Consider the following 22,659-nt stretch of genomic DNA (forward strand, 5'->3'; position numbering starts at 1 on the left):
CATCGTGACCACCCTGGCCGAAGAGGGCGTCAACTCCGATTCGCTTGTCTGGTTCGCCTGGATTATGGCCGTTGCTGTGCTCGCGCCGCTGCTGTCTCACCTCACATTCAACCGGGTGCCTGCCGTGGTGTTCCTGCTCATCGGCGGCATGGCCATCGGCCCCACCGGGTGGGAATTGGCGGACAACGGCCCCAGCATCCATATGCTGTCCGAGCTCGGTTTGGGCTTTTTGTTCCTGCTCGCGGGGTTTGAGATTAACCCTTCCGATTTGCGCAGTAGGCAGGGCCGCCGCGGCTGGGTCACCTGGCTGTGCTGCCTGGCCGCCAGTTTCCTTGGCGCGTGGGTGATCACCGGTTTCGACGACCCCGGAACGTCCACCGTCCTGGCCATCGCGGTGACGTCGACGGCCCTGGGCACCCTCATGCCCATTCTCAAGCAGCGCGGGCTCATTGGTACCAAGCTTGGCGACGCCGTCATGGTCCACGGTGCCATCGGCGAGCTGGGTCCCGTGCTCGCCATCGCGCTGCTGCTCAGCGCGCGCTCCACGTGGGCATCGCTGGTCATCCTCGTGCTGTTCTACGCCATCGCGCTGGGCATCGCGTTGACGCCAAAGGCGGTGTCTTTCCTGCTGCCCTGGACCAAGCGGGCCATGCAGGAAAACGCCGGGGCCACCAACCAGTCCGTTATTCGCCTGGTCACCCTGGTGCTGGGCACGCTCATGGCGGTGGCGGCGGTCTTTGAATTGGACGTGGTGCTCGGCGCATTTGCTGCCGGGTTCATCGCCCGTGCACTCGTGCCGGAAGACCTGCGCGAGATGTTTGAATTTGGGCTCAATATCGTGGGCTACGGTGTGTTTATTCCGGTGTTCTTTGTCACCTCCGGAATGAAGGTCAACCTGGATGTTGTGCGCGAGAATCCGGCCCTTCTGGCGTGGATGCTGCCGCTGATTCTGCTCACCCGCGGTTTGCCGGTGTTCCTCCGGGAGCTGTCCAGCAAGGCCGGTTCGGGGCTAACCACCTGGTCGGAGCGGATCCAGCTGGGGCTGTATTCCGCCACCGGCCTGCCGATCATTGTGGCGGTAACCTCCGTGGCCACGGAGTCGAACCTGCTGAGCGAGAAGACGGCGTCGCTGCTCGTCGCGGGTGGCGCGCTGACGGTGTTGGTCTTCCCGCTGGCGGCGTCGCTGCTGCCTAATCCGCCCAGCCAGTCCGGCGAGGCGGGCACGGCCGACCAGGCCCAGGGCCAGGCAGCCCACGCTCAAGACCAGCCGCAGGGGGACCCGCAGGATGGCGCCCAGGGTGCGGCGGGGGGCGTCGCAAAGCGGGATGGTCAGGCGGGCGCGCAGAAGCGGCGACCGCGGGTGATATGAGGCGCGGCGGAGCGGTCTGCTACCTTCAACGTTTAATGACTACCGTTTTCAATTAGCCATCGTGGGGTGACCTCGCCCCCAAAGTGGCAACATAGAGGCCATGACTGACCAGACCCCACAGACCGAACCGCCCGCCTTCCCGGCACCCTCCGAACCGCCGAGCGCCGCCGCCCCCCGGCCGCGCCGCCGCCCGCGCCGCACCTTTGACCAGTCAGAGAAGATGAAAAACGTCTCCTATGACATTCGCGGGCCCATCTCCGCCGAGGCGGAGCGCATGGAGCTCGACGGCCACCACATCCTCAAGCTCAACACCGGAAACCCCGCCGTGTTCGGCTTCGACGCACCGGATGTGATCATGCGTGACATGATCGCCGCGCTGCCCACCGCCCAGGGCTATTCCACATCAAAAGGAATCATGTCCGCCCGGCGTGCCATTGTCACCCGCTATGAGGTCATCGACGGTTTCCCGCCCTTTGACGTGGATGATGTGTTCTTAGGAAACGGCGTTTCCGAGCTCATCTCCATGACCACCCAGGCGCTGCTCAATGACGGCGACGAGTTACTTATCCCCATGCCGGACTATCCGCTATGGACAGCGGCCACCTCATTGGCCGGCGCCACCCCGGTGCACTACCTGTGCGACGAGGACGATGACTGGAATCCCTCCCTGGAAGACATTGCCTCCAAGATCACGGACAAAACCAAAGGCATTGTCATTATTAACCCCAATAACCCCACCGGGGCGGTGTATTCGCGGGAGACATTGCAGGGCATTGTGGACCTCGCCCGGGAGCACGAACTGCTGATTCTGGCAGATGAGATCTATGACCGGATCCTCTACGACGACGCCCAGCACATTTCCATCGCCGAACTGGCACCCGACCTGCTGACCATTACGTTTAACGGCCTGTCCAAGGCGTATCGGGTCGCCGGATATCGGGCCGGGTGGATGATTCTTACCGGCCCGAAGGATCATGCGCGGGGCCTGATTGAAGGCCTGGAATTGCTTGCAGGTACGCGCTTATGCCCGAATGTTCCCGCCCAGCACGCCATCCAGGTGGCATTGGGCGGAAGGCAGTCTATCTTTGATCTCACCGCGCATCAGGGGCGGCTGTATCGGCAGCGCACCATTGCGTGGGAGAAGCTCAATGAGATTCCCGGTGTGTCGTGCGTCAAGCCGATGGGCGCGCTCTATGCGTTCCCGCACCTGGATCCCAATGTTCATGAGATTCATGATGACGCCAAATTCATGTTGGATCTGTTGCGCGCGGAGAAGATCCTCATGGTTCATGGCACCGGTTTCAATTGGCCGCATCCGGATCACTTCCGCGTGGTGACCCTGCCGTGGGCTTCGCAGTTGGAGGCGGCAATCGACAGGCTGGGCAACTTCCTAGCCTCCTATAAGCAATAACCCCTATCTAGGAGCGCCGACCACCATGGCCCGCCATTCCCTGCCCGGATCACACCCGCCCCGCGCCACCCAACCCACCACGTCCGCGCATGTCCACTGGGCACGCATGGGCTTGTTGGGGTCCATCGCCGTTGTTTTCCTCATCGCCGTGGTCGCGGCGATCGTGCAGTGGCCGAGCGGGGATGGCCCGCACGTCACCGAAGAGTTCTCCACTTCTTCGCCGCTCAACCGCCCCCTGGTCAACGGGGAGGTCACGCTTGTCGACGCCCAGGGCTGCACGTCTCCATCCACCGGCACCGTCTTCGAGGGCTCCCCGGTGGTCCCGTTGCAGACCTCCCCCAACCCGTGCCGCCGCGCGGTGGTCACCATTACCTCCGGCGACTATGAGGGCAAGAGCACCCAGCTGGTCAACTATGACATGCCTGGGGAGCCGACCCTGCTGCAAGGCGACAAGATCCGCCTGGCCGTCTCCCACGGCGATGATGGGGCGCCGACGATGGCCTTCGCGGACTACCAGCGGGGTTCCTCCCTGGCCTTGTGGGCTGTGCTGCTGGCGCTGGCGCTGGTGTTCTTCGCCGCGTGGCGGGGTTTGCGTGCCATGGTGGGCCTGGGCCTGACGTTGGGAATCATCGTGGAATTCCTGCTGCCCGCCTTGGCGCAGGGCGGCTCGGCGATCATGCTGACGGTGACCACGGGGGCGCTGATCTTGTGCATCGTGGTGCCGCTGGTCCACGGCATCAATTGGAAATCCGCCGCGGCCCTGGGCGGCACCCTGGCCTCCCTGGTCATTGCCGCGTGCCTGACCAGCATTGGGCTGTCTTCGACCCAGGTGCGCGGGTTGGGTTCTGATGACAACCTCAACGTGCTGCTGTACCTGCCGGAGGTCTCCGTGGCGGGCCTGCTGGCCGCCGGGTTCATCATCGGCACCCTCGGCGTGCTCAACGATGTGACGGTCTCCCAGGCCTCCACCATCAATGAGCTGGCCGAATTGGACCCCCAGGCCACGCCGTGGCGGCTGTTCTTAGGGGCGATGAAGGTGGGCCGCGACCACATCACCTCCATGGTGTACACGCTGGTGTTTTCCTACGCCGGCGCGGCGCTGCCGCTGCTGCTGCTCATCTCCGTGGCAGATCGCCCCCTGGGCATGACGCTGTCCTCCGACGTGGTGGCCACGGAGCTGCTGCGCTCGGGCATCGGCGCGCTGGCCCTGACCCTGGCAGTCCCGGTGACCACCATCATCGCGGCGTTCACGGTGGTAGACACCCAGGCTGCGGAGGCGGGTGACTATGAGGACTTTGATGACTATGACTTCGAGGCCGCCGAGGAGGCCGGCGCACACACGTGGGACCCGCAGGCCAGCTACTACGACGATCAGCCCGGCAGTTTTGACGCCTACGATCGCGGCAGTTGGCAGGACAGGCACCAGTAGCCGCGACGGGGGGGCACGGCGCGCCGGCTTGCTGGTCCATTTAGGCAGCGCACGGGCGCGGCAGCGCATAGCCTAGAGGGTGCACTGTGTGTTTCGCCTTTTGTTTGCTTGTTGCCTGTCCTGGTTGAAATGAGGATTGACCTTCATGGATCGCCCCTTCCATAGTCGCACTGGCCATAGCCACACCGGCCGCACTGCCCGCGCTGTTCGTGGTGCCTGTGTTGCCCTGTTCGCCGGCTGCCTGCTGGCCTCGTGTTCGTCCCAGCCCGCGGAGCCGCCCAGCGCCGCGCCGAGCACCCGCGCCGGGGGCGCGGATGATTCTGAGGGGCCCACCAGCGCCACCTCCGGGCACCGCTACTTAGACCTTCAGGCCCACCGCGGTGGGCGCGGGGAGTGGACCGAGGAGTCCGCCCAGGCGTTTCGGGAGTCGCTGGACCTGAAGGTGACCACCCTGGAGTTTGACATTGTCATCTCCAAGGACGGCGTGCCCGTGGTCTGGCATGACCCGCGGGTCAAGGAAGAAAAGTGCGCCGACACCAAGCCGGCGAGCCCGAAGGACCCGCAGTTCCCCTACGTGGGCAAGCTGGTCCACGAGCTGACGTGGAAGCAGCTGCAAACCCTGGATTGCTCCAAGAAGCTGGCGGACTTCCCCAACGCCAAGCACGAGAAGGGCAACCGGATGCTCCAGCTCGATGATGTGCTGGAGATGGCCTCCGACCACCCGGAGGTCCGCTTCAACATTGAAACGAAGGTGGAGGGCGATAAGCGCAAGGACTCCGCGGAGCCGCAGGAGTTTGTGGACGCCATCCTGCCCGTGGTGGCCAAGCACCACGCCACGCAGCGCACCACCATCCAGTCCTTCGATTGGCGAACCCTGCCGCTGGTGCGCGAGGCCGCCCCGGAGATTCCGCTGGTCATGCTGTGGGATGAGACGACCTGGGTGTCCCACTCCCCGTGGACGGGCGACGTGGACTTTGACGCGGTGGGCGGCAACATCTTCAAGGCGGCGGCCAAGATCGGCGCGGACGTGCTCTCCCCCGGCTACTCCCAGCCCTATGGGCGCAACGTCGGCGACCCGGACTACCGCCCGGTGGCCACCGCGGCGTTTGTCAAGCAGGCCCATGAGAAGAACCTCAAGGTCATCCCCTGGACGGTGAACAATGAGTTCACCATGCGCGAGCAGATCAAGGCGGGTGTGGACGGCCTGATCACCGACTACCCCTCCACCCTCAAGCGGGTCCTGGACCAGGAGGGCGTGCGCTACTAGCTAGTCGCTTAGCGACGCCGCCCTCCCCAACGCCCGCACCCGCCACCCGGCGGCCCGCCACGCCGCAAGGTCGAGCACATTGCGGGCGTCCACGATGTCCCGGCGGGCCACCAGCGCGCCCGTGGCCTGCGGGTCCAGGGCCTTGAACTGCTCCCACTCGGTGGCCACCACCACCACTTCCGCCCCGCGCAGCGCCGCCTCCAAGTCTGGGGCATAGCCCAGGGTGGGAAACAGCCGGCGGGCGTTGTCCATGGCCTGCGGGTCAAAGACCGTCACCTGCGCCCCACCCAGCGACAGGGCGCCAGCCACGTGCAGCGCCGGGGAATCGCGCACGTCATCAGAATTCGGCTTAAAAGCCGCGCCCAGCACGCACACCCGCGCCCCCGCCAGCGTGCCGCCGCACAACTGCGTGGTCAGCTCCACCACCCGCTCGCGGCGGCGCAGGTTGATCGCGTCCACCTCGCGCAAGAACGTGAGCGCCTGGTCCACGCCCAGCTCCCCGGCCCGGGCCATAAACGCCCGGATGTCCTTGGGCAGGCAGCCGCCCCCAAACCCCAGTCCGGCGCCCAGGAACTTCGGCCCAATGCGCTCATCCAAGCCGATGGCGTGCGCCAGGTCCGTCACGTCCGCACCTGCGGCCTCGCAGACCTCAGACACGGCGTTGATAAAGGAAATCTTGGTGGCCAAAAACGCGTTGGCGGACACCTTGACCAGCTCCGCGGTGGGCACGCCCATGACCAGCAGGGGGCTGCCTGCGGCGATGGGCCGCGCGTAGACCTCGCGCAGCTGGTCCACCGCCCAATCCGCCCCCTCGCGGGCACCCACCACGATGCGATCCGGGGCGACCGTATCCTCCACCGCGTGGCCCTCGCGCAGGAACTCCGGGTTCCACACCACCTCCACGTCAGCACGCTGCCCGGCCAGGCGATCGACGCGGGCCTGCAAGCGGGCCGCCGTGCCCACCGGAACCGTGGACTTGCCCACGATGAGATGGCGGCCCTCCAGGTGCGGGACCAGGGCGTCGATAGCCGCATCGACAAAGCTCACATCCGCAGCGAAGCTGCCCTGCTGTTGCGGGGTGCCCACCGCAAGGAAATGGATGTGGGCGCGGGCGGCGGCGTCGCTAAGCAAACAAGAAAACCGCAACCTGCCTGCGGCCAGCTGCTCGCGCAGCACCTCCTCCAAACCCGGCTCGAAGAAAGGCACCCGGCCGGCGGCAAGGCTAGCAACCTTGGCGGCGTCCACATCCACCCCGATGACATCGTGGCCCAGCTGCGCCATACACGCCGCGTGCGTAGCCCCCAGGTACCCCGTTCCGATGACTGAGATCTGCATAGCCACAGTTGTAGCGCCCCGCGGTAAACACGCGGTGAACGCCACGACACGCCTTATCGGAAGTTCAAATACGCCTTCGACGGCGTGGGCCCACGCTGCCCCTGATACTTCGACCCCAGCGCATCCGAACCATAAGGCGTAGCAGCCGGCGAAGACATCTGGAAAATAGCCAACTGGCCCACCTTCATGCCCGGATACAGCACGATGGGCAGGTTAGCCACGTTGGACAGCTCCAAGGTGATGTAGCCGCTAAAGCCGGGATCAATGAACCCCGCCGTCGAGTGCGTGAGCAGCCCCAACCGGCCCAGCGAAGACTTGCCCTCCAGCCGGCCCGCAAGATGATCCGGCAGCGTGAACTTCTCCAGCGTGGAGGCCAACACAAACTCCCCCGGATGCAGCACAAAGGAATCGTCCGGATCCACCTCAACCAGGCTGGTCAGCTCCGGCATCTCCTGCTTGGGATCAATGTGGGTGTACTTCGAGTTATTGAACACCCGAAAGAAGCGATCCAGGCGCACGTCCACGCTGGACGGCTGGATCAGCGCAGGATCGAAGGGCTCAATACCCAGGTCCCCGGAGTCGATGGCGGCGGCGATGTCGTGGTCTGAAAGCAGCACGGTGTCCATCCTAACCGGCACGGTTAGCGTGCGGGGCGGCGGTGGTGCTAGGATATCCCGCAGTGCCTGATAGGCGTGCCGATGTAGTTCAATGGTAGAACATCAGCTTCCCAAGCTGAATACGCGGGTTCGATTCCCGTCATCGGCTCCACACATGGGAACCAGTGCTCAAACACGAGCACGAGGTTCCCTCTCTTTTTTTGGGGGAGAGCGGACAGACGCAAGCCCGGGCCACTGCGCAGCCGCGGTGAGGGGTTTTCTCCTCAGCTTCGATGTGCCCGCCGCAAGGCGACCTCACGCCTTCATTCATTACCGATCCCGCGGGTCAACACTCCACACAACACTCCCCCGGGTCGTGGCGCGGCGACCCTCGTGTGCTCGACGACCCGGCTGGCACAACCATCTGCCGATCCCCGGGCTCACCGCCGTCAGAGCGGCCACAGTGTCCCGCGGTCGCGCCCCTATCGCCACATTGCCGCCCCACAGCTACCTGCCAGCTAGCCCCCTGTGTCGCAGCACCACGACCTCAGTACTCGGTGCTAGCTTGGTGTCACCAACAGATACTACGTGCATCGTTGTTCGAGAAGAGGGGCCTGTTTTGAATTCCAACGAGTCGGACGTCCAGATTGTCACCCGCGGCTTCGCGCTGCTGCAAACCGTCTCCCAGATGCCCGAGGATGAGATGCGCTCCACGCTGAGCGCCGAGCTCACCGACCTGGGGGTGGAGGTGGACCCGCAGGCGAGTTCTTTTGAGCTTATCGACGCCTTCGGGGCCGCCCTCGCAGACCTCGCACGGTCCGCCCGCGAGAGCGCCTAAGCCACACTCACTTCACACCGCGGTCTACTTCTTGCAGCGCACGATGGGCTGCGGGTCGTAGACCGTGGTCTGCTCTTGGCGGGAGATTTCCCGGCCGGACAGATCCTTAATAATGCGGGTGTCCGAGGTAGTAAACCCGGGGGCGCCCGCCGAGGGGGCGCACTTGTCCCCGCCCAGTTCAATGGTCTGCGGCTGGGTCTGCGCCCACCGCCCACCGTTGACGGATTCCACGTTGACGGTCTTGACTCCCATGAGCCGCACCGTGACGGATTTTTCGCCCATCTGGGTATCGATGCGCACCGGGTACTCAGAATTATTCTTAAACTGCAGGTCAATCGCGCCCTCGTAGACGGTGGCCTCGCGGCCCGCCGGGTAGCGGGAGATGTAGTAGCTGTGCGCGGTGTGGGCCACGTCTTCCATGCCGGCGAAGTAGGCGGCGTTGTACAGGGTGGTGGCGAACTGTGAGATGCCGCCGCCGACGGCCTCATCCGCGTGCCCGTTGAGGATGATCCCGGACTTCACGTAGCCCTGGGCCTCCCCGCGGGGACCGGTGAACCCGTTGAGGGAGAACGTATCCCCAGGGGCGACGATCGCCCCGTTGACCGTCTGGGCGGTCAGCGCAATGTTCTTACCGGAGGCCTCCGAGAAGCCCTCCGTGGTGAACTCCCCGATGACGTCATCGAAGGTGGCCTTTTCTGCCATTTCGGTGGTGAAGCTGGCCGGGGTGTCCTCATAGAGGACGTCGAACTCGCGCTCCTTGTCGCCGGTGATGCGCGCGGGCAGGTCCTTGAGGGTGTCCTCCCACTTGATGGTCACGCCGTCCACGTGCGGGGTGATCACGCGCTGTTCGCCGAAGGTGATTTCTGCGTTGCGGCGCTGGCGTTCGGTTTGGGTGAGGTTTTCCGCCAGGATGCCCTGGGCGGCCTCCACGTTGATGTCGGTGCGCAGCGCGTCCTTGTCGGGCACGAAGGTGACCACCTCGCCCATGCGCTCCGGGGGGATGACGCCGTCGATGTGGTCGCGCCCGTGGGCGATGATCGGCTTGGACACAGCCTTGGCAGCATCGCCTTCCGCCGCTGCCTTGACGGCTGCGGCACGGATCTCCGGCTCCTTGACGGCAGCCTTGATGGTCACGCCCTCTGGCATGAGCCATTCCGTGGTCACGGCGTGGCGCAGCTCATCGCGGTCCACGCTTTGGCCGTTGACCGGCTCCTCGGTGACCACCTTCCCGGCGTCCAAATGCACCGCGCCGTTGACGGGCTCGCGGGTCAACTCGTCGTGGACGCGGCGCAGGGCGGGGGTAAACAGCCTGTCGTCCGCAGTGGAGACCATGTCCACTTCATAGGTGTGGAAGAAGCGCTGCACGCGGGTGATCGGGTTCAACGATTGGGAACCGGCTGCCGCGACGGTGGCCTTCCAGTCCGGGCGCACGCCGGATTCGGCGGGCACGAAGGTAGCCGTCATGTCGCCGGCGTGCACCTGCACCGGTTGGGAGGTCACCTGCCCAAAGGCTGTTTCCAGCGTCTCGGCGGCAGCGGCCTGGGACATGCCGCCGATGGCGACGCCGCCGACGGTCGCCCCGCGGGGGACGTCTCCGCGGGTGATCAGAAAGTCTGCGGCATACCCCACGGCGGTAATCCCGATGAGCCCGGCGATGATGCCCAGACCAATGCGCAGGCCGCGGCCACCGGAACGCCGGTTCTTCGTCTTAGTCACGGTAGCTAGGGTAACCGTCGGGGGAGTGAAATTCACATCTCCGCGCCTGCCCATGTGGTGTAGTCAGGCAACGCGTGCGAGCGCGCGGGCACCATCGGCTCCGCGCTTCCGTCCGCGCCGACCATATATATCCGCAGCAGCCCAATAACCTGAGGCACTGGTTGGATCATGGGGAAACGGGGCTGGGCGCCGGCCTCCAGCTCCTCGCGGGCGCGCTGCGCCAGGGCATGCCCACCTGCGGTGCGGCTCGCGGCGTCGAGAAGCTGGGGTACCGGCATCGCGCCGGACACGACGGCGGCGTCCACCCGGTCGATGACCTCCTCCAGCTGCTCGCCGGAGGACCACAACGCCTGATCCGCCCCCGCAATCACCGCCGCCTCCACCGCCTGCGGCAAGGAGAAGTGATCGGAGATGGCCTTCATCCCGGACAGATCATCCGTGTACGCGGCAGAGACAAAGGGATTGCCGCCCGGGTACGCGCCCGAGCGCAGCAGCCGATAGACCGCCGGGTCCAGGCTGGCCGGGGTATCGCCCGTGCTCAAACCCGGGATGGACAGGTGCCCCACCATCACCGCCGTGCCCGGGGCCTGGCGCAGCGCCGGACCATAAGCGGCCAAGTCCAACTGGCACAGCTGCTCAAACGGGGGCGTGACCGCCGCAGCCTTGTGCGTGTCCCCCGACGCCGCCCCATGGCCCGGGAAGTGCTTGAACACCGGCTCGATGCCCACCGAGCGCAGCCCGCGGGCGAACGCCGCCGCATAGCGGGCCGCCTCCGGCGCCGTGGTGCCAAAGGAACGATCGCCCACGATGTCCAGGCCCGTGGAGTCCACGTCCAGCACCGGCGCAAAATCCACCGTGATGCCGTGGTCGGCTAGGCGGGTGCCCAGCTGCGCGGCCTGCTCGGCCACCTGCTCCGGGGAACCTGACTGGGCCAGCTCCCGCGGGGCCGCAAGCTCGCCAAGCACCTGGGAGTGGCGCTGCACCCGCCCGCCCTCAAAGTCAATGGACACGGAGAAGTCGCGGCCCGCGTGCTCCCGCAGCGCGGCAATATTGCGGCCCTCCTCCGTAAGGATCGCCGGATCGGCCCAGCTGCTAATAAAGATCCCGCCGACGCCCTGATCCAGCTTGGCCACGGCATCATCAAAGTCCGTGACCCCCACCACCATCAGCGACGCCACGAGGTCCCGCCGTAGCTGCTGGTCTAGCTCCACCGCGGCACCCGCCGCCCCAGGATGCGCCCCGATGAACAGGGCACAGGTGCAGGTAATGGCCAGGACGCGCCGGACGCGCGAGCGACGGGCAAACATGGGGGACAATCGGCTCCTCTGTGGGGGTGGGCCAGGCGGGTGCGAGCGCACCCCCCACACCTTAACCCCATCCGCCCGCCGCCGGGAGCCTCTAGGATGGGCCGGAAGCAAGCCCCCTGTTGTACAGCCCGAAAAGACCCGCAAAGTCCCGAAAAGACCCGAAGAGAAAGGCCCACCATGGCTGAACCCACCGTCCTGGTTGCCTTCGACGGCTCGGAGGAGTCCCGGCGCGCTCTGCGCTACGCCGCGCTCCTGCTGCGCCCAGACACCGTGGATATTGTCACCGCCTGGGAGCCCATGGCCCGCCAGGCCGCCCGCGCATCCAGCATGTCCGGGCTCCACCAGGGGGACTGGCTAGCCGTCACCGAAACGGATGACCCCGCCTGGGCTGCCGCCCGCGAAATCTGCCGCGCCGGGGTGCTGCTTGCGGAAGGCTGGGGGCTTTCCGCCCGCGGCAGCCTCGTCGAATCCACCACGTCGGTGTGGTCCGCAATTATCGACGCCGCCGCCGAACTGCACCCCGCAGCAATCGTCACCGGGACGCGCGCCGTCCGCGGCGTGAAATCCCTGTGGCGCAATTCCACCGCGGACTCGCTGGTTAAAAACGCCGGCGTGCCCGTCTTCATCGTGCCGCCCTGCGCCGACCCGGCGTCCCGGCCCGACTAGCCGCACCCGCCCTGGTAGGCTGCGACCATGGCGTTTGAATCCGATTCCCTCACCCGCCGCACCGCCGGGCCCGCCGTGGCCAGCGTTGTGGTGGGCATCGCGCTCGGCGTGGTGGCCATACTCGGGGTCTCCGCATTTACCGGTCATGACTCCGTGCCCCAGGGAGGCGCCACCCCGGCAAGCTCCGCCCTGTTAGGCAGCCCGGAGTACGGCTCCCGCGGATAGCCCGCGGCGCGAGCCCTCACCTGCACCCCCGTGCGCACCCGCCACCTCCCGGACTGGATCGACCACGCGCTGGCCTGGCTGTGCGCCGCCGCCATTGCCTGGACCCAACCGTGGGGCCTGACCAGCGCCGACACCAAGCATGACCTCGCCGCCAACCCGGCGGGTTTCCTGCGCGGCGCCCTGCACGCCTGGACGGACACCTTCACTTTCGGGCAGCTGCAAAACCAGGCCTACGGCTATCTCTTTCCCCAAGGCGCCTTCTTCCTGGCCACCGACGCGCTGCCGGACTGGGTGGCCCAGCGCCTGTGGTGGACGCTAGTTATCGGCATCGGACTGTCCGGCATGCTCCTTGTGTTCACCGCGCTGGGGTTGCGCGGCCGGCGCTGGGCCCCCTGGCGTGCCCTCGGGGCCGCCGCCTACGTTGTCAGCCCCCACACCCTGACCACGCTGACGGCCATCTCCTCAGAGACCTGGCCGGCCATGCTCGCACCGTGGATTGTTGCCGCGATGCTGCGGCCGGTGTCCACCCGCGCCCAGCGCGCCCGGGTGGTGGCCGCGGCAACGCTGCCGGTCGCGGCCATGGGGGCGATCAACGCCACCGCCACCGTGGCGGCGTGCCTGCCCGCGGCGGTGGTCCTGGCCTGGCGGTGGGCGCGGGGCGGGCAGCGCCGCGCCCTGGCTGGTGTGGGCGTTGGCTGGGCGCTCGGGTGCGTGGCGGTCAGCCTGTGGTGGATGGTCCCGCTGGTGGTGCTGGGCCGCTACGCCGCGCCGTTTACCCAGTTCATCGAGTCCGCCGCGGTGACCACCCGGTGGCTCAATCCGGCGGAGGTGCTGCGCGGCACCACCAGCTGGGCACCATTCGTGGATACCGAGCGCGCCGCGGGCTCACTGCTGGTCACCCACCCGGTGTTCGTGGTGGCCACGGTGGCCGTGGCCGGCCTGGGCCTGGCGGGCCTGGCGGTGGCACGCTCCCGGGGCTGCGCCACGGCCGGGGTGTGGGTGGCCATGCTGCTCATCGGGGTGGCGGTGCTGTGCTGCGCGGGCGGGGACTGGGCCCCGGCCGGGCACCTGGTGCGCACGTTCCTGGACGGCCCGGGGGCGCCGCTGCGCAACCTCCACAAGTTCGATGCGCTGGTGCGCCTGCCGGTGGCGGTGGGAGTGGCGTATCTGGGCCTGGCCTGCGGGGCGCAGCGCGGCCCGGCACGCGGCCCTTCACCCAGCGCTGAGCACCGCACACACCTGCCGCGGCAGCGCGCCGTGTGCGCGCTGATCGCGGCGACGGTGGCGCTCAGCGCGGCCCCGGCACTGCACGGCGGGCTGTTGCCGCGGGGCGCCTACCAGCAGGTCCCGGACTATTGGCGGCAGGCGGCGGACTTCCTCAACTCCACCGCCGCGGGCACGCGCACCCTGATCCTGCCGGAGGCGTCCTTCGCCCGGCAGGACTGGGGCTGGACGCGCGACGAGCCGGCGCAGCCGCTGCTTGAGGTGCCATGGGCGGTGCGCGACGCGGTGCCGCTGGTGGGCCCGGAGACCATCCGGGGCTTAGACGGGCTGATCGCCGTGGCCCATGAGGAACCCGCAGCCCTGCCCGCGGCGCTGCGGGGGGCGGGGATTGGGGCGGTGCTGGTGCGCCACGACGTCGCGGAGGGGGCGTCGACAAGCCCGCTGCGCCGCGGTGCCGTCGAGCAGTTCGCGCGCGCGGCCGGAACCCCGATCCGCGCCTTCGGCCCCGACGAGCAGGTGCAGGTCATCCTCCTTGATCCGCAGCTGGGCATGACGCTTGCCGACGCCCCCGCGGTGACCACCGTGCGCGGCGGCGGGGAAGCCGTCGCCCTCCTTCACGCCGCGCTGGGAACGGCCGCGCCGCTGCGGCTCGTTGCCGGGGATGCTGGCGCGGATATTGTCACCGACACCCCGATGGCGGTGATGCGCAACTACGGCACCCTCGTGGGCGCCCAGTCCGCCCCGCTGGCCCCCGACGATGACACCTCCGCGGTGCGCAACCCCATCACCGACTACCCCAGCATCGCCCCGCGCACCCAGGTCATCACCACCGGCCCGAGCCTGAGCGCCACCAGCTGCGCCTGCACCCCCGGCGCCCTCGGCGGGGCGGACCCGGCCCGCTCACTCAACGCCATCGTCGACGCTGACCCCACCACCGCCTGGTGGCCCGCCCCCGGCGACAGCGATCCCCACCTGCGTATCGACGCCCCCCTGCCCACCAACCCACGCCTCCACCTGACCACCACCGCCGACGCCCGCCTGACCATCAGCGACGGCGACCAGACGCGCATCAACACCACCACCCGCGCCGGCCGGCCCACCACGCTCACCCTGCCCGGAACACCCACCCACATCGATATCGCCGTGCACTCGCGCACCGGCATCGCCGACCTGGCCATCGCCGGGGTAGACATGGCCCGCCGCATCACCGTGCCGGAAACCACCACCGACCCGCGCGCCTTCTTCTTCCAACGCCTCGCCGTCCCCACCGGCACCCTCGACCGCACCTTTTCCACCCACCGCGACCTCACCGTGCGGCTGCGCGGACCCGACGACGCGAAGCCCGCCAGCGTGGAGATCAACGGCACCGCCTACCACCCCGGCGACACCCTCACCCTGCCCGCCGGCGAGCACCACCTGCACACCACCGCCGCCTGGGTGCTGCTCGCCGACCCTGACTGGGCCCCGGCTGGTGCGCCGCCTGGTGCGCCGCCTGGTGCGCCCCAGCACGTGGCCGCCGACCACACCATCGCCACCGCCGACCACGAGCGCATCCTCAACACCCACCGCGCCGCCAACCCCGGGCTGCGCGCCACCCTCGACGGCCAGCCCCTGGAGGCCACCAGCGTGGGCGCCGGCATGCAGGGCTTTGCCATCCCCGCCGGAATCGGCGGAACACTGGAGCTCTCCTTCGCGGGAGACCGCCCGCTGCGCGCCGGGCTGGCCGGTGGCGGGGCGCTCGCCGCCCTGGTGGTTCTGGCCTGCGCCGCGGTGCTGGTGGCCACCCGGCGCGCCGACGGCGGACGGGTCGAGCCGGCTGGACTGGAGGCACCACCGCGCGGGGGTGGCACGGTGCTGCTCGCCGCGGGCGCCCTCGGCGCGGCCGGGGGAATCGTCGGCCTGGCCACCCTCGCCGCCGCGTGGGCGATTATCCGCCTGACCACCATCCGGCCTGGATGGCTCATCGGCGCGGCCGCCGCCACCACCGCCGCCTGGCTGGCCCGCGCCCCCTGGCCCGCCGCCAGCTACGCCGGCGACTCCCCGCTCCTGGCCTGCGCCGCCCTGGCCATGCTCGCCGCCCTCGCGTGCGCCCGGCCCCGCCACCAGCGGGAACACGGGGCCTCCACCAGCTCGTAGCTCGCCGCCGCCACCGCCAGGCTGGCCAGCAGGGTTACCACCAGCACCGGCACAAAGCCGCCCGAGAACACCTCCCGGCCCAGGGCGGGAAACACCAGGGAGAGCACCGCCACATGCCACAAAAACAGGGAGTAGGACCAGCGCCCCACCGCCAGCAGCGCCGGGCGGGCCAGCAGGTCCCGCGGGCTCGGGGCCAGGGCATAGGGCACCACCACGCACACCGCGCACACCATCCCCGCCCCCACCCGAGCCGCGAACTGCCCCGCGCTGGGATGCGTCAGGCCGATCGGGCCGAACCATTCCTGGCCAGCCACCCACACCGTCGCCAGCGCCGCCGCCCACCACAGCGGCCGCCAGCCCAGCACGCGCCGCCACCGCGGGCCCACCACACCGGCGGCCTCTGCCTCAGCCGCCAGCATCCCCACCGCGAACCACGACGCGTATGCCGGGGGCCAGATCTGCCGGTTGACCTCGCCTGCGGCCGCGTCCGGCTGGCCATCTATACCCGGCAGCCAGCCCCAGCTGAAGCTCGCCAACGCGACTGCGACGATCACCGCCACGCGCCATCGGCGCGACGGCAGGCGCCCTAACAGCGCCGCAAGCAGCGGCACCACCAGGTAAAACGCCACCTCCACGCACAGGGACCACAGCTGCGTCAGCCCGCCGACCAGGCCGGACGCGTGATAGATCTGCGTGAGTGTGAACTGGGCAATCACCTGCCTGCCCGTGGCCGAAAACGCCACCGGGAAGACGAACAGCACCACCGCCACGCACACCAGGTACGCCGGGGCGATGCGCACCGCCCGGGCCGCATAGTAGGTCCGCGCCGCCGCCGCGCCCCGATCCGCAGCGTGGCGGCGCCACAGCACAAACCCCGACAGCGCAAAAAACACCGCCACCCCAAAGTCCAGGCGCGCGGCAATCGAGCCGCCGAAGCTGCGCGGATCAAGCCCCGTCTGAAACGCCACGTGCGTGACCACGATCGCCACGGCGGCGACCCCGCGCAGTCCCTCGAGGCTGGGCACGAAGGCCGGCCGGGAGGGGGCGTCGATAAGCGGAGGAGAAGACATCGCTGCCAGTCTAGAGTTCCCCCACACACCACCCCCAGTAGGATGAGAAGACACCCCGAGGGCCAAAAAGAAAAGAGGGCTGGGCACCAGATGGCCACGCACCCCCACCGCACCACCCGGCTGCGCCGCAGGCTTGGCGTGCTCCTCGCCCTCATCGTGGCACTCACGCTCATCGGCGACATCATCCCCCGCATCATCCTCGGCACCATGCAAACCATGACGGTGCCCGCCGCCGCCACCCTGAACTATCGGCCCACCACCGCCCAGGTGCTCGACACCGCCGCCTACCACGCCCGCCAGCTTCCCGACGCCCCCGCCTGCACCAACCGCACCCTGCTCGCCTGCTACGTGCGCAACCAGCCCGCCACCCTGACCACAAACGTCAGCGCCGCACCCGCCACCGAGGAGCAAACAGGCAGCGCCTCCAAAGCCCGCAAACAAGCAGACGTCCACGGGCACACCACCTTGAACCTCGGGCCGGACATCACCGTGGACCTGGAGGACAACCTGCGCCTCCTGCGCAACTCCACCTTCCCCGTCCCCGAAGCCACCGCCACCCTGGACATCACCGGGCCCGGCGGCCACGCCCACGCCACCTCCCAGCACCAAGACGGCCTGCGCTACCGCTTCCCCTACACCACCGAACAAAAGTCCTACCCCTACTTCGACCCGGTCACCGGGCGGTCCTTCCCCATCGACTACCTGGCCGCCAACCGCAACGCCGCCCTGTCGACCTTCCTGTTCCACCAGGTCCTCGACCCCGTCGCCGTAGAGCACACCGCCGGGGCCGGATCCGCCTGGCACATCACCGGCATGGTCGCCCCCGCCCGAGAGGTCTACAGCGACAAGGAAATCTCCGACTACGGCTACAGCCCCGCCGGCTCCGTCCACCTCACCGCCTACTACACCGCCAGCCGCACCCTGACCGTAGAGCCCGCCTCCGGGGAGATCGTAGACGCCCACGAGGAGATCTACTGGTTCTACGCCAGCGACGACCAGCAGGCCAACGCCATGACGCGCGCCTGGGCGGAAGGGGCAGACCCCATTGCCGCGCGCACCATCGTGCACGCCAGCTTCGACTTCGATGAACCCACCCTGGCCGCCCAGGAGGCGCTGGCCCGCCCGGTGATCCGCACCCAGGACACCCTCGCCGTGGTGGCCTGGGTGGCCAAGGCCCTGCGACTGGCGGTCATCATCGCCGCCGTGGTGACGGTGGTCAGGTGGCAACGACGACGCTAACCCCACGACACATCGCACCGACCGCGCTCATCATCGCGTGGGCAACCCTGCACGTCGGGCTGCTAGCCGTGATCCTTGCCCACCCCGGGCAGCTGGCGCTGCGCGACATGCTCGTCCTCGACCACCCGGCGCTAACTGCCGACGCCCTCGGCTGGGGCGACCTACCCGGCCGCGCCACCCCCCAAGACGCGGTGCTGGCGCTCGTGGGGCGGGTCCTGCCCGCCTCCTGGTTCGCCCGCGGACTGCTCATCGCCGGGGCAAGCGCCGGGGCGGGCGGCGCCGTCGCCCTGGCCCGCCACTGCGGCGGGAGGACCGCCGCCAGCTGCGCCGCCATCTCCTTGACCCTAGCCAACCCGGGGGTCATCGAACGCCTCCTCCAAGGCCACTGGAGCCTAGTCATCGCCGTGTGGCTCCTCCCCCTGATCACCTGGGCGGGACTGCGCGGGCACACGGCCACGCAGTGGCTCGGCCTCTGGGCCGCGGCACTGAGCCCCACCGGGGCACTCATGGCCACCGCGATAGGGGTCGCCGCCGCCCGCGGCCGGGCCCGCCTTTACACCCTGGGCATCGGGGCTGGGCTGACCCTGGTGTGGGCCGTCCCGGCGCTTCTCGGGCACGCCGACGCGCCCAGCCACGCCACCGAAGCAGCCATCCGCGCCTTCGCCCCCCGGGCAGCCGCCGGGGCCACCACCCCCGGCACGCTGGTGGGATTGGGCGGGATCTGGAACGCGCAGGCCCAACCGGCCAGCCAGGACCACGGGTGGGCGATCCTGGGCATTCTCATCGCGCTCACGATCGTCCCGGGGATGGCGCGCCTGCCCGCCCGTCTGCGCCCCGTCCTGGCCCTCGGCGCAGGTGGGGTGGCGGTGGGCATCCTCGCCTGGGCCGCACCCGGCACCATGGCGCAACTCGCAGCCTGGCTACCCGGCTCGGGACTACTGCGCGACTCCCACAAATGGGCGCTACTCGCACTGCCGGCACTGGTGGCAGCACTGGGCCAACTCCGCGGGCGCATCCTGCCCTGGGCGGTAGCAGCCTGCTGCGCCCTCCACGTCCCAGACGCCGCCAGCGCCCTGCGCCAACTCACCCCGGTACCCGTCACCGCACCCACACCGCCCTGCCCCGGCGAACTCCTGCTCACCGGCCCCGGCTCCGACACGCTAGTCACCCGCCCGGACGGCGCGCCCATGATCAACCCCTGGACCAAAGCCGCACCCATCCTCGCCTCCGGGCAACTGCGCGTCGACGGGCAGCTTATCGACGCCCCCGCCCCCCGCTTCCACCACGCCCAGCACGCGTGGGCCGAGGGGGACCTAGACAGGCTGGCCGACCTCGGCGTCAGCTGCGTCGTCCGCGCCAGCGATGGCGCCGTCCTCGCCCGCCCCGGCGCCCCGGCGCACCCCACCCCGAAAGCCGGGTACGCGCTGCTCGCCCTGTGGGCCGGGCTCGTCCCCGCCGCCTACCTGGCCCTCACACGCGCGCTGAGAAGGTCCTCCCAGGCGGCCCCCGTGTCCCGCCAGGAATAGCTCGCGGCGCGGCTTGGTGATATATCTGCCGACCCACAACAAAACCCGTCGGCCCGACCGTGACAGGGCAGGCCGCGCTGATGTCTACCTGCCATCAAGAACCTCAACACCGCGCGACGGGGGATGCTTCAAACGGCTCACCCTCATCCGCGGAGTTGGCGCCCGAAAACACGCTGATCGAAGCACGCTCACTTCATGCGAGTCCCCGTTCTGACATATTGCGGGAGCCTCCCTACTGGGGTCTTGGCCAGCACACGGCTAGAGTGCCATGCACATGGGGTGCCACCACACCTCAGCACGCCTTGTGAGGCTATGAGCGCAGGCATCAAGGTGGCGGACGGCTCGTCTTCCGCGACCACGACTACAGTTCCCAGTTCTCACATACCCTGAATCCAGCAGAGGACTGCTCTGATCTCCTTGATGCCTTCAGCATCCGGGATGCGCGACGATCTGACGGGTACGCGCGTGTCTCCCGTCACCGCAATCGCATTAACAGACAGCCGAGAACTGAGGAGATGGGCTAGCATGCGCCGTGAAACGCAGGATTCCGATAGCTCCAGGAGCTCCATGCGGGTCTCCGCCCTCCCCAACGCCTTCAAGATTGTGCTGGTTGGAGAGTCGTTTTCACTCTTCGGCACACAGATCGCCGCGGTCATGGTCCCGCTTATCGCGGTCCTCTCACTCAACGCCGGGGAGTTCGCGCTTGGGCTCGTCAGCGCATTCACGTGGCTGCCAATAGTACTGTTCGGACTTGTCGCGGGCACTTGTGTGGACCGGACAAGTCGATGGCTTGTGATGGTCACGTGCAACGTCTTAAGGGCATGCCTGATAGCGCTGATTCCCACACTTGCCCTGCTCGACGCCCTCAGCATCACTGCGCTTCTGGCCGTTTCGTTTGGGGTCGGCATCTGCAACGTGTTCTTTGATATCGCATATCAGACGTATATTCCAGAGATAGTTCCCTCCGCATCCCTGGGCACAGCGAACAGTGCTCTGGAGTTCGTACGATCAGTCGCACAGCTGGCGGGACCGCTCCTCGGCGGACTTCTGGCTTCAATGTACCGACCCGAATTTGTGGTGACGATCAACTCTGTCACGTTCATGATTGCCTTCTTTGGGCTTTTGCTCATCCCAGCAAGATTTCGAATCCCACATCGAGTGTTGGCCACACATGCTGGCGCCTCGCGAGATGGGAAACAAGACACGTTTCTGCGAGATGTTCTCGACGGCCTGCACCTAGTCTGGCGCTCGCATGAAATTCGTCTTGTCGTCATCTCCGGCGCCTTGGTGAACGTATTCGGGGCTGGCGTCGAAGCTCTTTTCGCTCTGTTCGTGACGCGGACGCTTGGACTTGGCAGCTCCGTCTACGGCTTCGTAGTGGCAATTGCTGGGTTGGGAGCCCTGGCGGGGGCACTGACATACCGCTACTGGTCGGACCGGCTACGTGAGGGGGCGTGCGTCGCAGTTGGCCTGGCCAGCCTCGCCGCAGGGACGCTACTTGTGGTCGCATCTGCCTCGACGCCGTTTCCTGTCGCGATGCTGATACTGGGCCAGGCCTTGATGGGTTACGGATCGCCCATCATGAACATTGCCCTGGTTACGCTCCGGCAGCGTCTGACGCCTCCTGACCTCCTCGGACGAGTCAATGCCAGTGCTCGTGTTGCCATCATGAGCAGTCTCCCGCTCGGCGCGTTACTCGTTTCAGCCCTGGCTGAGCGCACCTCCACGCCCGTCGCGCTCTGGGCGGCAGCGCTCGGAGAGGTCGCGGTTCTCCTCGTGCTCGGTCCGCTCCTGCTTCGACTCAAGGGGCCGACGGTCGAGCGGTAAAACACCCTAAGTTATCTCTTCAACGCTGTCCTTTGCGATTCGGACATCTTCCCTCTGCCGACTTGCGCCCGAAGCGTCATTTGCCGTCAGCACTAACACTAGCCCCACCCGAGCCGAGCAATAAGACGTTTACCGAGCCACAGTCGCCACAAGTTAATATATAGAATTCAACATTGAAACACTCCAACCTAGGCTCGGCTTTTTCGGACGAACAACAACAAACCAATACATAGTACAGGTACCGCCATACAGACGGCAGAATACAACGCGTTTCCGGAGCAAACGGAATTTAACAAAGCCATATATATTGCGCCCGCCATCATCTGTATGAGAAAAAACAGGCCAGTGCTTACGCCTTCAAAACGCGCAATGACAGTTAGCTGCCCATCTTGAGCATAAGGAATCAGGACGCCAACCATGATGCAGCCCAAAAAGAGGAGGACAATATAGACCACAAGATTAGGCTGTCCCGGGAGAGAACATGCAATCAACGCAGCCCAACTTGCAGACGATATCGCAGTAGTCGATAAAATAAGGACCGGGCTGCCGCCGGTTTTTCGCACCAGAAATCCTCCCAGCCAATACCCACATGCCGGCGCCGTCATTGCGAGTCCAAAGCTCGTTCCACTTAATTCCAAACCATTTTGAAACAGGTCGGGCGTAAGACTTAGTACGGAAAAATAGCCCATCCAAACGCATGCAATGACCAGGGCGTACCAGCGATACTCGGAGGACTGGCAGCAAGAACGTATCTGCACCCACACCTCACACAAACCCGGAAAACTAGGCTTTTGAGCCGCCGCCGCGGGCAATATGAAAAAGCACAGAGCGGCTAATACAAAACTATAGATGCTGAGCACTTGCAACACAGAACGCCAACCCAACAGCGGTTCTAGCAGGCCTCCCAGCAACGGAGCAAATGCCGGCGTTAGAGAAATCACCATGGACAGATCCGCCAAGTATCTAATCAGCCTATCGCGAGGGAATGTCCGTTTTAAGATCAGCCTACAAAGTACGGTTGCAGAAGTGCCACCCAAAGCTTGCAAGAAACGTGAAAGTCCTAAAATCCAAATATTACTACTGAGAGACGCGCATATAGTAGCTACGGAAAAGACCAACAGACCGAATCCCTGAACTTTGCTTGCATCGAACCTATCCGCGAGCATCCCCGCGCCGAACATACTCATCGCGTATCCCACCATGTAAAGAACCATGGTTTGCTGAAGCTCAGAAATCTCAACATTCAGGTCATTCGCCATTGGGAGGAAGTACGGGGTGATCAATGACAACCCAAGTTGCGGCGACATGACAACAAATAGGAGAACCAGATAAGATAGACGGCCAGCCGGCCTATTGTGCAGCATTCCTTAACTCCTCAGATCGATGTCACCGACAATCTGCCGTGCGATAGTCTCGGCTGCATTTCAGATTTTGTCATCGCGCTGATGTAGTACACTTCTCCGGCAGTGACCTCACCG

General features: G+C 66.9%; 17 protein-coding genes and 1 tRNA gene. 12 read left to right on the forward strand and 6 right to left on the reverse strand.

The annotated features are described in order from the left end of the window. Positions 1 to 64: 64 nt before the first annotated feature. From LH390_RS10655 to LH390_RS10670, 4 genes are all read left to right on the forward strand, one after another. On the forward strand, positions 65 to 1,369 hold the full coding sequence (locus tag LH390_RS10655) for a cation:proton antiporter (RefSeq protein WP_227282695.1): 1,305 nt from the start codon (positions 65 to 67) through the stop codon (positions 1,367 to 1,369). 220 nt (positions 1,370 to 1,589) lie between these two features. Continuing rightward, positions 1,590 to 2,780, forward strand: coding sequence for a pyridoxal phosphate-dependent aminotransferase (locus LH390_RS10660; RefSeq protein WP_227282694.1), 1,191 nt, complete (start codon positions 1,590 to 1,592; stop codon positions 2,778 to 2,780). 25 nt (positions 2,781 to 2,805) lie between these two features. Further along, positions 2,806 to 4,209, forward strand: a complete 1,404-nt coding sequence (locus LH390_RS10665) for a YibE/F family protein (RefSeq protein WP_227281340.1) — start codon at positions 2,806 to 2,808, stop codon at positions 4,207 to 4,209. Between the two features lie 145 nt (positions 4,210 to 4,354). Further along, entirely contained in the window at positions 4,355 to 5,476 is a 1,122-nt protein-coding gene (locus LH390_RS10670; protein WP_227281339.1) for a glycerophosphodiester phosphodiesterase family protein, read from the forward strand. Here the strand turns inward: LH390_RS10670 and LH390_RS10675 are convergent, their stop codons facing one another. Beyond that, the gene (locus tag LH390_RS10675; protein ID WP_227281338.1) at positions 5,477 to 6,811 is read right to left on the reverse strand and encodes a UDP-glucose dehydrogenase family protein; all 1,335 of its coding nucleotides are present in this window, start codon (positions 6,809 to 6,811) and stop codon (positions 5,477 to 5,479) included. A gap of 53 nt (positions 6,812 to 6,864) precedes the next feature. Further along, positions 6,865 to 7,428, reverse strand: a complete 564-nt coding sequence (gene dcd / locus LH390_RS10680; protein WP_227281337.1) for a dCTP deaminase — start codon at positions 7,426 to 7,428, stop codon at positions 6,865 to 6,867. 77 nt (positions 7,429 to 7,505) lie between these two features. Here dcd and LH390_RS10685 point away from each other — a divergent pair. Both LH390_RS10685 and LH390_RS10690 read left to right on the forward strand, forming a co-directional pair. After that, a tRNA-Gly gene (locus tag LH390_RS10685) sits at positions 7,506 to 7,579 on the forward strand. A 447-nt stretch (positions 7,580 to 8,026) separates the two neighbouring features. Next, the gene (locus tag LH390_RS10690) at positions 8,027 to 8,245 is read left to right on the forward strand and encodes a hypothetical protein (protein ID WP_227281336.1); all 219 of its coding nucleotides are present in this window, start codon (positions 8,027 to 8,029) and stop codon (positions 8,243 to 8,245) included. Positions 8,246 to 8,269: 24 nt separating this feature from the next. Here the strand turns inward: LH390_RS10690 and LH390_RS10695 are convergent, their stop codons facing one another. Together LH390_RS10695 and LH390_RS10700 are read right to left on the reverse strand one after the other, a co-directional pair. Beyond that, positions 8,270 to 9,904, reverse strand: coding sequence for a VanW family protein (locus LH390_RS10695; RefSeq protein WP_399524872.1), 1,635 nt, complete (start codon positions 9,902 to 9,904; stop codon positions 8,270 to 8,272). A gap of 89 nt (positions 9,905 to 9,993) precedes the next feature. Then, positions 9,994 to 11,268, reverse strand: a complete 1,275-nt coding sequence (locus LH390_RS10700) for a glycoside hydrolase family 3 N-terminal domain-containing protein (RefSeq protein ID WP_227281334.1) — start codon at positions 11,266 to 11,268, stop codon at positions 9,994 to 9,996. 177 nt (positions 11,269 to 11,445) lie between these two features. On the opposite strand from LH390_RS10700, the gene LH390_RS10705 reads away from it, so the two are divergent. From LH390_RS10705 to LH390_RS10715, 3 genes are read left to right on the forward strand one after another with little or no spacing between them, the layout of a single operon-like run. Beyond that, positions 11,446 to 11,934, forward strand: a complete 489-nt coding sequence (locus LH390_RS10705; RefSeq protein WP_227281333.1) for a universal stress protein — start codon at positions 11,446 to 11,448, stop codon at positions 11,932 to 11,934. 27 nt (positions 11,935 to 11,961) lie between these two features. Next, on the forward strand, positions 11,962 to 12,159 hold the full coding sequence (locus tag LH390_RS10710) for a DUF2613 domain-containing protein (RefSeq protein WP_227281332.1): 198 nt from the start codon (positions 11,962 to 11,964) through the stop codon (positions 12,157 to 12,159). A gap of 30 nt (positions 12,160 to 12,189) precedes the next feature. Beyond that, a complete protein-coding gene (locus LH390_RS10715; RefSeq protein WP_227281331.1) occupies positions 12,190 to 15,519 on the forward strand; it encodes an alpha-(1->3)-arabinofuranosyltransferase domain-containing protein in 3,330 nt (1,109 codons plus the stop codon). Here the strand turns inward: LH390_RS10715 and LH390_RS10720 are convergent. Further along, positions 15,408 to 16,589, reverse strand: coding sequence for an acyltransferase family protein (locus LH390_RS10720; RefSeq protein WP_227281330.1), 1,182 nt, complete (start codon positions 16,587 to 16,589; stop codon positions 15,408 to 15,410). The two genes, LH390_RS10715 and LH390_RS10720, sit on opposite strands and share 112 nt — an antisense overlap. Positions 16,590 to 16,679: 90 nt before the next feature. On the opposite strand from LH390_RS10720, the gene LH390_RS10725 reads away from it, so the two are divergent. The 3 genes from LH390_RS10725 to LH390_RS10735 all read left to right on the forward strand — a co-directional run bounded on the left by LH390_RS10725 (position 16,680) and on the right by LH390_RS10735 (position 21,181). After that, positions 16,680 to 17,828 (forward strand): porin PorA family protein, encoded by a 1,149-nt coding sequence (locus LH390_RS10725; RefSeq protein ID WP_227281329.1) that lies wholly within the window; start codon positions 16,680 to 16,682, stop codon positions 17,826 to 17,828. Then, positions 17,810 to 19,354 carry an MmpA family trehalose lipid delivery protein gene (locus tag LH390_RS10730; RefSeq protein ID WP_227281328.1) on the forward strand — a complete coding sequence of 515 codons (1,545 nt, stop codon included), beginning with the start codon at positions 17,810 to 17,812 and terminating at the stop codon, positions 19,352 to 19,354. Before LH390_RS10725 ends, LH390_RS10730 begins: the two co-directional genes overlap by 19 nt. 567 nt (positions 19,355 to 19,921) lie before the next feature. Then, on the forward strand, positions 19,922 to 21,181 hold the full coding sequence (locus LH390_RS10735; RefSeq protein ID WP_227281327.1) for an MFS transporter: 1,260 nt from the start codon (positions 19,922 to 19,924) through the stop codon (positions 21,179 to 21,181). Positions 21,182 to 21,369: 188 nt separating this feature from the next. On the opposite strand, the gene LH390_RS10740 is transcribed toward LH390_RS10735, so the two are convergent. Continuing rightward, on the reverse strand, positions 21,370 to 22,488 hold the full coding sequence (locus tag LH390_RS10740) for an MFS transporter (RefSeq protein ID WP_227281326.1): 1,119 nt from the start codon (positions 22,486 to 22,488) through the stop codon (positions 21,370 to 21,372). Positions 22,489 to 22,659: the final 171 nt, after the last annotated feature.

It is taken from the genome of Corynebacterium uberis (assembly GCF_020616335.1).
In the GTDB taxonomy this organism is placed as follows: domain Bacteria; phylum Actinomycetota; class Actinomycetes; order Mycobacteriales; family Mycobacteriaceae; genus Corynebacterium; species Corynebacterium uberis.

Coding starts and splice junctions, on each gene's coding strand:
- LH390_RS10735 (WP_227281327.1), top strand. CDS start 19,922: ATGCGGGTCTCCGCCCTCCCCAACGCCTTCAAGATTGTGCTGGTTGGA.
- LH390_RS10725 (WP_227281329.1), top strand. CDS start 16,680: ATGGCCACGCACCCCCACCGCACCACCCGGCTGCGCCGCAGGCTTGGC.
- LH390_RS10675 (WP_227281338.1), bottom strand. CDS start 6,811: ATGCAGATCTCAGTCATCGGAACGGGGTACCTGGGGGCTACGCACGCG.
- LH390_RS10665 (WP_227281340.1), top strand. CDS start 2,806: ATGGCCCGCCATTCCCTGCCCGGATCACACCCGCCCCGCGCCACCCAA.
- LH390_RS10720 (WP_227281330.1), bottom strand. CDS start 16,589: ATGTCTTCTCCTCCGCTTATCGACGCCCCCTCCCGGCCGGCCTTCGTG.
- LH390_RS10710 (WP_227281332.1), top strand. CDS start 11,962: ATGGCGTTTGAATCCGATTCCCTCACCCGCCGCACCGCCGGGCCCGCC.
- LH390_RS10655 (WP_227282695.1), top strand. CDS start 65: ATGGCCGTTGCTGTGCTCGCGCCGCTGCTGTCTCACCTCACATTCAAC.
- LH390_RS10740 (WP_227281326.1), bottom strand. CDS start 22,488: ATGTCGCCGCAACTTGGGTTGTCATTGATCACCCCGTACTTCCTCCCA.
- LH390_RS10670 (WP_227281339.1), top strand. CDS start 4,355: ATGGATCGCCCCTTCCATAGTCGCACTGGCCATAGCCACACCGGCCGC.
- LH390_RS10700 (WP_227281334.1), bottom strand. CDS start 11,268: ATGTTTGCCCGTCGCTCGCGCGTCCGGCGCGTCCTGGCCATTACCTGC.
- LH390_RS10660 (WP_227282694.1), top strand. CDS start 1,590: ATGAAAAACGTCTCCTATGACATTCGCGGGCCCATCTCCGCCGAGGCG.
- LH390_RS10705 (WP_227281333.1), top strand. CDS start 11,446: ATGGCTGAACCCACCGTCCTGGTTGCCTTCGACGGCTCGGAGGAGTCC.